Origin of the sequence: uncultured Streptococcus sp. (assembly GCF_915066115.1) — a bacterium.
GTDB lineage: Bacteria > Bacillota > Bacilli > Lactobacillales > Streptococcaceae > Streptococcus.
Window position 1 is genome coordinate 1 of record NZ_CAJZDT010000056.1, and the last position, 11,041, is coordinate 11,041.

Genomic DNA, 11,041 nt, shown 5'->3' on the forward strand with positions numbered 1-11,041 from the left:
GCCCGCAGTGTTTTAAATCCCATTATCCTTTTTTTCTATATAGGTATAAACCAACTCAGCCATAATGATTCCTTTAATCTCTCTTATTATTTTATGTATATTATAGCAAAATTCCATCATTACTGATGGAATTAATTATATATTAATGTCTAAAATGTCTCACTCCTGTGAAGACCATGGTCAAGCCGTATTTGTCCGCAGTTTCGATAGATTCTTGATCACGGACTGAGCCTCCTGGCTGGATGATGGCCTTGATTCCTGCTTTGGCAATTTCTTCCACGTTATCCGCAAATGGGAAGAAGGCATCAGAAGCAAGAACAGCGCCGTCAAGGCGGTCTTTAGCTTGTTCGATGGCAATACGAACAGAGGCAACACGGTTAGTTTGACCTGGACCAACGCCAAGTGTCATGTGGTCGTTGGTCACGATGATCCCGTTTGATTTGACATACTTGATAGCCTTCCAAGCAAACTCAAGAGCAGTCGCTTCTGTCTCAGTTGGCTGGCGTTTGGTCACCACTTGCCAGTCAGCTGGACTTTCTTTGATAACGTCTTGGTTTTGCACGAGGAGTCCACCAACCACACCAGTATATTCAGCTTCCGCTTCGCTCGCTTCTTGAGCATCAAATGGCAAGGCAAGGATACGCAAGTTTTTCTTTTTATTAGTCAAAATGGCTAGCGCCTCATCCGTATAGCTTGGTGCGATGATGATTTCAAGGAAAACGCCGTGCATCTTCTCAGCTGTCGCAGCATCCACCTCACGGTTAAGAACAACGATACCACCAAAGATAGACACTGGGTCAGACTCATAAGCGTAGTCCCAAGCAGTCTCGATGTCATCAGCCTGACCGATTCCACATGGATTCATGTGTTTGAGGGCCACAACGGTTGGACGGTCTTTGAAATCACGAATGATACGGATAGCCGCATCCGCATCACGGATATTGTTGAAGGATAGTTCCTTACCGTTGAGCTGTTTGGCTGATGCAATTGAGTAGTCTGTCGGCAAGGCTTTTTGGTAGAAGTCTGCATCTTGTTGAGGGTTTTCACCGTAACGCATAGCTTGCTTGAGGTCATAAGTCAAAGTGAGCTTTTCAGGTTTGCTTTCACCCACTTGAGCTGTGAAGTATTCTGCAATCAAGGCATCATAAGCTGCTGTATGACGGAAAACCTTGGCTGCCAAACGTTGACGTGTTCCGTAAGTCGTTTCACCATTGGCTGACAACTCGTCCAAAACCACTGCATAGTCAGCAGGGTCTACCACAACCGTCACGCTGGCATGGTTTTTAGCTGCTGAACGAAGCATAGATGGCCCACCGATATCGATATTCTCCACCGCATCAGCGTATGTCACATCTGGTTTGAGAATCGTTTCTTTAAAGGGATAGAGATTGACCACAACAAGGTCAATGAGATCGATTTGATTATCCTTGGCTGCTCCCAAGTGGCTATCCAAATCACGACGAGCGAGGAGTCCCCCGTGGATATTTGGATGAAGGGTCTTGACACGACCGTCCATCATTTCTGGAAAACCAGTCACATCATCAATCGCAATGGTGTCTACCCCAGCATTATCAAGGGCAACCTTGGTCCCACCTGTCGAGATAATCTCCCAACCAAGTTTTTTAAGTTCTTGGGCAAATTCAACAATACCCGCTTTGTCTGAGACGCTGATTAAGGCCTTTTTCGTCATTCTATTCCTCTTTCTTTAGATCCAAGCGCATAGCGACTTCGTTATTTTCTTCTATAAATCCTGTTTCCTGAAAACCCAAACTAGTCAGCAGGTGCTTCATTTTTTCATTTCCAACCACATAATCTGCGGTAATATGACTGCAAGCTCTATCCATCTGAGCCTCTTTGATTAGAACTTTCAAGGCTTTTCGACCATAACCTCTTCCTTGGTACTGCTGACCAATCATTATCCGCCAGATAAAGTATTCCGCTTCATCCTTGTCTATTTCTAGCAGGAGAAAGCCAACCACTTGCTTATCCCAATAGATTGCCATCGGAAACACATCTTCGTTTTTCCGGTAGAGCCATGCATCAGCTAAAGAGCGTACATTTGGAGCCACGAAACGTGCTCGTTCATCAGCTTCAGATATTTTCAAATCCAGCACTGCCTGAAAACTGCTCTCATCTACTAATTTTATCTCAATCATTTTTTCTCCTAGCAATATTGCAAAATCAAAACTTGATTTACTTCTTATCTTCTACCCACACCTAAACTCTCCAACACTTGAGGATAGAGCTGATACTCGGTGGCATGAATCCGTTCTTCAAAACTTTCGATGGTATCATCAGCTAACCGTGGCACACGGACTTGTTTGATAATCTTACCAGTGTCCACACCCGATACCTCCGTTTGAAGCCGTTTTCAACAATCACTGACTCCAATTTTGAATCAAAGATATCATATGAATCATCAATGGCACTGGTGCTCACCCCAGCATTATCAAGGGCAACCTTGGTTCCACCTGTTGAGATGATGTCCCAACCGAGTTTTTTTAAGTTCTTGGGCAAATTCAACAATGCCTGCTTTGTCTGAAACACTAATTAGTGCGCGTTTAGTCATTTTTGTTCCTTTTCTAAAAGTGTATATTTTACCACAGATAGAACATCTGATAGGTAAACTTCTTTTGATGCCTTTCCAAATGGAGGATATTTAATAATATTTTTAATCGAATGATCTATGAATCTAATAAGTAATACTACTACAAATACAAAAATAATCAGCCCTAAAAACGTATCAACCGAAATAGCCGTTGTATCTGTTACAAACAATTTATTTAAAGATAACGTAATAAAGGCTGTTACTAGAATCATCCCAATAGCACCAATTGATTTTACTACATTTTCATATTTTTGTATTTGTTCATTTCGTTTGTTATTCAAATCACTAACTAGCATTTTAGCTACCTTCTCTGCATCAACTCCATAAAGACGATTCAAGGAAGACTTTACTTCATTGCATAATTCAGTGAATTTACTAGGTGCTCCCACTGAGACTTTGTTAAATTTTCGAGCATAAATACCGAAAAAAAATAAAATAATCAGAGTAATTATAAGGCTAACCTTCCAATAAGATGAATCTGAAAAAAAACGAAGAAGAATTAAGTCTCCAAACATACAAACAATCAGCAGACAAAGGAATAACAATAACATTTTTCTCGCTTTTCTGATTTCAGGATAAAATTGTTTTTCGTATTCATTAAAGAATATTTCAAATTCCTCTACATTTTTTAATAAATTATCAACTACTTTATTCATAATAATCCTCTTTTATCTTCTCCCGATTCCTAACTCATCCAAGACTTCTGGATACAAATTGTACTCTGCCTCATGGATTCGAGCTTCAAAACTTTCAATCGTATCATCAGCTAGTCGTGGGACGCGCACTTGTTTGATAACCTTTCCTGTATCCACGCCTGAGTCCACCCAGTGAATGGTCACGCCACTCTCAGCAACGCCAGCATTCCAAGCGTCCTCAATCCCATGAGCTCCTGGAAATTCTGGCAGATAGGCTGGATGAATGTTGATAATTCGACCTTCATAGGCTGCCAATAAGGTTGGCCCAACGATTTTCATGTAGCCTGCTAGACAAACCAAGTCAATCTGGTGTTCTTCCAAGAGTTCGACAAGGGCTGCTTCGTAGTCTACCTTGTTCTCAAACTCCTTGAGTTCAAAAGCATAGGATAGGACATCAAGCTTTTCTGCACGCTCAAGCACATAGGCCTCACGATGGTCTGAAAAGACAAACTCCACTGGAAATTCTTCAGCAATCACCTGAAAATTTGAGCCATTACCAGAGGCAAAAACCGCTATTTTTTTCATTTGATGATGACACTTTCGTTTTCTTTCTTGACGATGCGACCAATTTCATAGACTGGTTCATCCAGCAATTCCTTGACACGATCTACATTTTCAGGGCTAACTGCCAGCATGAGTCCCACACCCATATTGAAGATTTCAAACATTTCTTCATGCTTGATTTCACCGTATTTTTCAAGGGCTTTAAAGATTGGTAAGACTGGGACTTTGCTTTCCTCAATCTCTGCAGCCAGGTCATCTGCAAACATACGAGGAACATTTTCGATAAAGCCACCACCTGTGATGTGGGCAATACCGTTGACCAACTCTTCCTTGATGAGAGGCAGAACAGCCTTGACATAGATACGAGTCGGCTCAAGAAGAACTTCCTTGAGTTTCTTGCCTTCCAATTCTGGCAAGACTTCCTCACCTGTGTAGTCCGCAAAAACACGGCGAACGAGTGAGTAACCATTGGAATGAATCCCACTTGAAGCAAGTCCGAGAAGAACATCACCTTCTGCCACCTTTGAACCGTCAATGATTTGAGATTTTTCAGCCACACCGACCGCAAAACCAGCTAGATCGTAGTCATCTGCGCCGTACATACCAGGCATTTCAGCTGTTTCCCCACCAATGAGGGCAGCACCTGCCTGCACACAGCCTTCTGCCACACCAGCAACTACTTGTTCTAGCTTAGCTGGTTCATTCTTTCCAGTAGCGATGTAGTCAAGGAAATAGAGGGGCTCCGCACCTGCAGCGATAATATCATTGACACACATGGCCACACAGTCCTGACCGATAGTATCGTGCTTGTCGTACTTGATAGCCAGCATGAGCTTGGTTCCGACACCGTCAGTCCCTGAAATCAAGACTGGTTCTTTAACCCCTGTTTTTGAAAGGTCAAACATACCACCAAAGCCACCCAGAGCTCCCATGACACCTGCACGCTCCGTACGAGCCACGTGCTTTTTGATCCGTTCAACAACTTCATAACCCGCTTCAACATCTACACCAGATTGAGCGTACGCATTTTTTGTCATTTTTTAATCCTTTTCTTTTTTTGAGAAAGACTGCGACGTATTTTTAGATAAACAATTATTTTATCTAAAAATACTAGTCAGGTCTCTAGCTTTGGTCCCATAGGAGAAAGCGTCTACTGACAAATGCTTTAGCTTTTAGTCAGTAGTAAGACGTGAAGCATAAGCATTTTTATTTGCCATTTGTTTATTACTTTTCTTTAATGGAGGATAGGCTACCTATTTATAAAAACTAGTCTTTTCTTCCAAACTTCGACGATAATCTTCTTCGTAGTCGTAGAGAGGTGTTGGATAGTCACCGTCAAAGTAAGCGACACATAGACCACCATTTGGCGCATCTGTTTCAATCCCAATCGAATCAATCAATCCCTCAACAGATAGATAGGTCAGGCTATCCGCCCCAATGATTTGGCGAGTTTCTTCGACCGTATGATTGGCCGCAATCAGCTCCTGACGCGTCTGGATATCAATCCCGTAGAAGCATGGATAGGCTAACGCTGGACTACCAATGGCAACGTGAACCTCAGCAGCACCTGCTTCTTTCAAAAGCTGAACGATACGGCGAGAAGTCGTCCCACGAACAATGGAATCATCCACCATGACCACACGCTTGCCTTTAACAACACCAGAAACAGCAGATAGTTTCATCCGCACACCTTGCTCCCGCAATTCTTGAGTCGGTTGGATAAAGGTGCGCTGCGTATATTGGTTCTTGATCAGCCCCATTTCATTTGGCAGGCCGGATTCTTCTGCAAATCCCATAGCTGCGCTGAGCGAAGAATTTGGCACACCGACCACGATATCCGCCTCATGCTTGAATTCACGCGCCAATTGGGCACCCATACGTTTACGTGCTGTATGGACATTGACACCATGAATGTTAGAATCAGGGCGAGCAAAATAGATATACTCCATAGAACAGATTGCTAACTGAGTATCATCTGTATAGCTATCATACTGGATTCCCTTGTCATCAATGATCACAATCTCACCTGGCTTCAAATCACGAATCCACTCTGCACCAATAACCTCAAAAGCACAGGTTTCAGAGGAAACAACCACCGCTCCGTTGGCCATTTTCCCGATAGAAAGGGGACGGAAACCATTGGGGTCAAGGGCAGCAATCAACTTGTCCTCAAACAACAAGATATAAGCAAAGCCACCTTTGACAAGACTGAGTGCTTCCTTTATTTTGCCCATCAGGCTAGGATTGTGACTGCGACGAATGAGGTGAGCCAAGATTTCCGAGTCCGAAGTCGCGCTGAAAATCGCTCCTCTTTCCTCCAATTCTTTCTTGAGAGAGGCTGCATTGGTCAAATTCCCATTATGAGCCAAGCCAAACTGCATATCGTGAAAGCGGAAGAGAAAGGGCTGGATGTTATCTACAGAAGCTTCGCCAGCAGTCGCATAACGCACATGACCAATCGCACCAGTTCCTGTCAATTTATCCAAATTAGCTGGATTTCTGAACACTTCTGATAAAAGCCCCATGTCACGATGGCGCTTCAATTGTCCTTGATCATTGGAGAGGATTCCTGCCCCCTCCTGACCACGGTGCTGAAGACTATGGAGACCAAAATAGGTCAATTTAGCAGCATCTGGATGCCCCCAGATACCGAATACACCACATTCCTCATTAAGAGATTTTACTTCGTATGTCATTTTATATACCTTTTATTTCCCTGTGAAATAACGCACCGCTGACGCGAACAGGTGCTGGTCTTTATTTCCTGGGATGTTTTGGAAAAGACCGTCCTCATAACGTTCTGAATGTCCCATCTTACCGATGATTTGACCATTCTTACTGGTAATTCCTTCGATGGCATGGACAGAACCATTTGGATTGTACTTAGAATCCATACTTGGTTTGCCGTCAAAGTCAACGTATTGGCTAAAGATTTGTCCATTGTCACGGAGCTCCGCAAATTCCTCAGCCGTCACGACAAACTTCCCTTCACCGTGCGAAACAGGAATAGCGTGGATATCCCCCACTTGCACGCCAGCCAACCATGGTGAGTTAGTATTGGCAATACGAGTTTCCACCATCTTGGCCACGTGTTGGTTTGCATCATTGTAGAAGAGGGTTGGGCTAGTACTATTAGCATCCTCGAAATTTCCGTATGGAAGAAGACCTGATTTGACCAAAGCCTGGAATCCATTACAGATACCGATAATCAAGCCACCACAAGCGATAAAGCTATCAATGGCTGAACGTACTTTTTCATTAAGCAAGATATTGACGATAAACTTAGCTGACCCATCCGGCTCATCAGCAGCTGAGAATCCACCTGCAAAGAAGAGAATGTTTGCCTTGCCAATATTGTCAACCATAGTTTCAACTGACTTGACAATGGTCTCTTCATTCAAGGTCACGAATGGCACCAAGTTGACCTCTGCACCTTCTTTTTCAAAGGCCTTAGCTGAGTCATATTCTGAGTTGGTTCCTGGGAAGACTGGGATGTAAACCACAGGTTTTTCAACTCTTTCTTTAGCTTTGGTAACTGCGTCAGAAGCGACAGCTGGAACTTCGTCCAGTCCTTTAGCTTGAGCAAATTCTGTTGGGTAAACTTCTTCCAATTTTCCTTGGAAAGCACTGTCAAGTTTCTGTCCATCTAGCTTCACACCGTTGACAGTCAGTGTAAAGTCTGCATTTGTTTGTCCAATCTTCTCCACTCCAGCAATTTCTTGAGGAGATGTGAAAACAAATCCACCCAATTGAGCTGTCAAAGCTGTCTCAAGTTCAGGCAAGGTCACCTCTGCACCAATATGATTTCCAAAGGTAGCAAGTGCCAAACTTTCAACCACACCACCATATTTAACAGCTGATGCAGATGTTACTTTGTGTTCAGCTTGGATAACTTCAAACTGAGCAAAGTTAGACTTAATCAAGTCAAAATCAATCTCTGCTGAGAGGGCTTGACCTGGAATATAGTAGATATTTTCCCCAGCAGTCTTAAACTCAGGAGAAAGCACCTTACGGCTATCTGCCGTCGTCACACCAAAGGCTACCAAGGTTGGTGGCACCGTCAATTCTTCAAAGGTACCAGACATAGAGTCCTTACCACCGATGGATGGTAGACCAAGCTGGATTTGTGCTTCTATAGAGCCTAAAAGAGCAGCTACTGGCTGACCAAAACGCTCTGCTTGCTTGTCCATGCGCTCGAAATACTCTTGGTAAGAGAAACGAGCCTTAGACCAGTTTGCACCAGCAGCCACCAAACGAGCAGTTGCTTCGACAACTGCATAAGCAGCACCGTGGTATGGAGACCATTCTGCTACATATGGATTGAATCCTTGAGCCATGACTGACGCCGTATGGGTCACACCATGTTGAACTGGCAATTTCTGCACAGAAGCCTCAGTTGGTGTAAGTTGGTATCGACCACCAAGTGGGTGGTTGACAGTCGAACGTCCGACAGAGCAATCAAAGATGGTTTGCAAGCCTTTTTGACTAGCGTGGTTGAGGTCTGATAGAACCGTAAGGGTATCTGCTTCCAGTGTTTCTACGCTTGTAGTACGTTCTTCTGGAAGCTTGACATCCTTGTCAACGACCTTAGCATCGACAACCACACGTACACCATTGGTATCAAGGAAGCGACGTTCCAAGTCCACAATTGTCTCACCATTCCAGTGCATGACTAGATTTGGTTTCTCAGTCACTTTCGCAACCACAACCGCGTCAATATTTTCTTTATTACATTCTGCAACAAAGGCATCTACGTCTTCAGGACTCACCACAACCGCCATCCGTTCTTGTGATTCAGAAATGGCGATTTCTGTACCATTCAATCCTTGGTATTTAAGAGGTACCTTGTTGAGGTCGATTTCAAGACCGTCTGCTAATTCACCGATAGCCACACAGACACCACCAGCACCAAAGTCATTTGATTTCTTGATGAGACGAGTGACATCACCATTACGGAAAAGGCGCTGAATCTTTCGCTCTTCGATGGCATTCCCTTTTTGAACCTCAGCACCAGCGGTTTCCACAGACTCAACCGTTTGAACTTTAGAAGAACCTGTCGCACCACCGACACCATCACGCCCAGTCTTACCACCAAGGAGAATAATCACATCGCCCGCTTCAGGTTTTTCACGAACAACATTACCCTTGGGAGCCGCTCCGACAACTGCACCTAGTTCCATGCGTTTGGCTACAAAGCCTGGGTGGAAGTACTCACGAACATAAGTCGTCGCAAGCCCAATCTGGTTCCCATACGAAGAATAACCATGAGCCGCTGTCTTAGAAATGACCTGTTGTGGCAGTTTCCCAGCACGCGTTTCCGAAATCGGTGCGGTAATATCTCCAGCACCTGAGATACGCATAGCTTGATAAACATATGAGCGACCTGACAATGGGTCACGAATAGCACCACCTATACAAGTAGCCGCTCCACCAAATGGCTCAATTTCAGTAGGGTGGTTATGGGTTTCATTTTTGAACATAAGGAGCCAAGGTTCCTTGACACCATCAACGTCCACTTCGATTTCAACCGAGCAGGCATTGATTTCGTCAGACACTTCCATATCATCCAAACGACCATTAGCACGTTCATAACGACCGAAAATAGTCGCCATATCCATCAAGGTTTGTGGTTTTTCAGAACGCCCTAACTCCTCACGCATGGCAATATACTTGTCATAAGTCGCCTGCAATTGCTTTTGGAATTTAGAAGCTGAAAAGTCGATGTGTTTCAACTCTGTCTCGAAAGTCGTGTGACGGCAGTGGTCAGACCAGTAAGTGTCCAAAACCTTGAGTTCTGTTTCCGTCGGCACGCGCCCGATTGACTTGAAATAGTCTTGGATAAAGAGCAAATCGTCCACTTCCATTGCCATCCCTTGCTCGGCCTTGTAGCGAGCAAAGTCTTCTGCCCTATAGCTTTCAAAGAAAGTCAATCTAGGAATGGTCTTGTCCGACTCTGAAAATTCCTGCTTGGCAACCCCTGTCGTGATGTCCTTGAAACGAGAATCAACTGGATTGAGCAAATAGTTCTTGACTGCTTCCAACTCAGTCGCATCAATATCTTTATTGACCAAATAAAGTTGGACTGTATTGACCGTCACATCACTAGAACTTCCCAGCAAAAGTAAGGCTTCTTGCGAAGAAGCTGCACGCTGGTCAAACTGCCCTGGCAGGCTTTCAATGGCAAAGAAAGCATAGTTAGCAAGATCCGCCTGAACAGCCACTTCGTCCAAGACATGATCCGTCACCTGCTCAGAGAAGATGTGCTTCTCTGCGGGTGCAAACAAGTCCTCTGCCAAATTAAAGACATCATACACTTGCACGATACGAATACTTTTCAAAGTTGAAAGCCCCAAGTTGTGTTGGAGTTCTCTAACCAAACTCTCTGACTTGACCTGGAAATCGGCCTTTTTCTCAACAAAAATACGTTTATCCATCAATTCTTATTCCTTTATTTCAGCTATTGCAATGTTCCCAAACGACCTCTAGGTTGTTATTTCAACCCCTGCAACTTCTCCCAGACAACTTCATAAACGTCTGTTAGCTCTCCCAATCCTCTACGGAAAACATCCTTATCCATGTGGTTGCCATCTGCATCCCACAAACGGCAATTATCTGGTGAAAATTCGTCTGCCAAGATAATCTTGCCATCCTTATCAAAACCGAACTCTAGCTTAAAGTCAATCAACTTAAGCTCAATCTCAGCAAACCAGGCTTTCAAGAGTTCATTAATACGACGAGTTTCTTCCTTCAAGTAGGCAATTTGCTGGTCATCCGCAATCTTTAGGAATTTCACATGCTCATCATTGATAAATGGATCATCCAAATCATCATTTTTATAGTAAAACTCAACAATCGGAGTCTCCAAGGCGATTCCTTCGTCTACACCAAAACGTTTTGAAAAGGAACCAGCTGTATAGTTGCGAAGCACAACTTCCAAAGGAATGATTTCCACCTTTTTATTGAGTTGTTCCGTGTCTGAAAGTTTCTCTACAAAATGAGTCGCCACACCAGCCGCATTTAATTTCTCAAAAATAAAAGATGAAATCTGATTATTCAAAACTCCCTTGCCAGCAATCTGCTCCTTCTTAACACCATTGAAAGCAGTCGCCTGGTCCTTGTAAGTTGAAATAATAAGATTTTCATCCTCAGTTGTATAGATATCTTTAGCTTTTCCCGAATAGATCAATTGTTTTGACATTTTAAAGTTCGCCTTTCGTATTACTTGAGCACATTC

At 43.7% G+C, this 11,041-nt stretch carries 8 protein-coding genes and 2 pseudogenes; all 10 read right to left on the reverse strand.

From position 1 onward, the window contains the following. Positions 1–142 precede the first annotated feature (142 nt). The 10 genes and pseudogenes from purH to purC all read right to left on the reverse strand — a co-directional run bounded on the left by purH (position 143) and on the right by purC (position 11,005). A complete protein-coding gene (gene purH / locus QZ565_RS05160; protein WP_295526487.1) occupies positions 143–1,690 on the reverse strand; it encodes a bifunctional phosphoribosylaminoimidazolecarboxamide formyltransferase/IMP cyclohydrolase in 1,548 nt (515 codons plus the stop codon). Position 1,691: 1 nt separating this feature from the next. Then, on the reverse strand, positions 1,692–2,156 hold the full coding sequence (locus QZ565_RS05165) for a GNAT family N-acetyltransferase (RefSeq protein WP_295526489.1): 465 nt from the start codon (positions 2,154–2,156) through the stop codon (positions 1,692–1,694). A 44-nt stretch (positions 2,157–2,200) separates the two neighbouring features. Then, a pseudogene (locus QZ565_RS05170) lies at positions 2,201–2,350 on the reverse strand (formyltransferase family protein); the annotation flags it as partial. 29 nt (positions 2,351–2,379) lie between these two features. Next, positions 2,380–2,569 (reverse strand): annotated as a pseudogene (locus tag QZ565_RS05175) (hypothetical protein); the annotation flags it as partial. Next, a complete protein-coding gene (locus QZ565_RS05180) occupies positions 2,566–3,264 on the reverse strand; it encodes a hypothetical protein (protein ID WP_261015027.1) in 699 nt (232 codons plus the stop codon). The pseudogene QZ565_RS05175 and the gene QZ565_RS05180, both read right to left, overlap by 4 nt. A gap of 12 nt (positions 3,265–3,276) precedes the next feature. After that, positions 3,277–3,828, reverse strand: a complete 552-nt coding sequence (gene purN / locus QZ565_RS05185; protein ID WP_295526492.1) for a phosphoribosylglycinamide formyltransferase — start codon at positions 3,826–3,828, stop codon at positions 3,277–3,279. Continuing rightward, on the reverse strand, positions 3,825–4,844 hold the full coding sequence (purM, locus tag QZ565_RS05190) for a phosphoribosylformylglycinamidine cyclo-ligase (RefSeq protein WP_295526494.1): 1,020 nt from the start codon (positions 4,842–4,844) through the stop codon (positions 3,825–3,827). Before purM ends, purN begins: the two co-directional genes overlap by 4 nt. Positions 4,845–5,060: 216 nt before the next feature. Continuing rightward, on the reverse strand, positions 5,061–6,503 hold the full coding sequence (gene purF, locus QZ565_RS05195) for an amidophosphoribosyltransferase (protein WP_295526497.1): 1,443 nt from the start codon (positions 6,501–6,503) through the stop codon (positions 5,061–5,063). Positions 6,504–6,515: 12 nt separating this feature from the next. Next, the gene (locus QZ565_RS05200; RefSeq protein ID WP_295526507.1) at positions 6,516–10,241 is read right to left on the reverse strand and encodes a phosphoribosylformylglycinamidine synthase; all 3,726 of its coding nucleotides are present in this window, start codon (positions 10,239–10,241) and stop codon (positions 6,516–6,518) included. Between the two features lie 56 nt (positions 10,242–10,297). Continuing rightward, entirely contained in the window at positions 10,298–11,005 is a 708-nt protein-coding gene (gene purC, locus QZ565_RS05205; RefSeq protein WP_295526509.1) for a phosphoribosylaminoimidazolesuccinocarboxamide synthase, read from the reverse strand. Between the last annotated feature and the right edge of the window lie 36 nt (positions 11,006–11,041).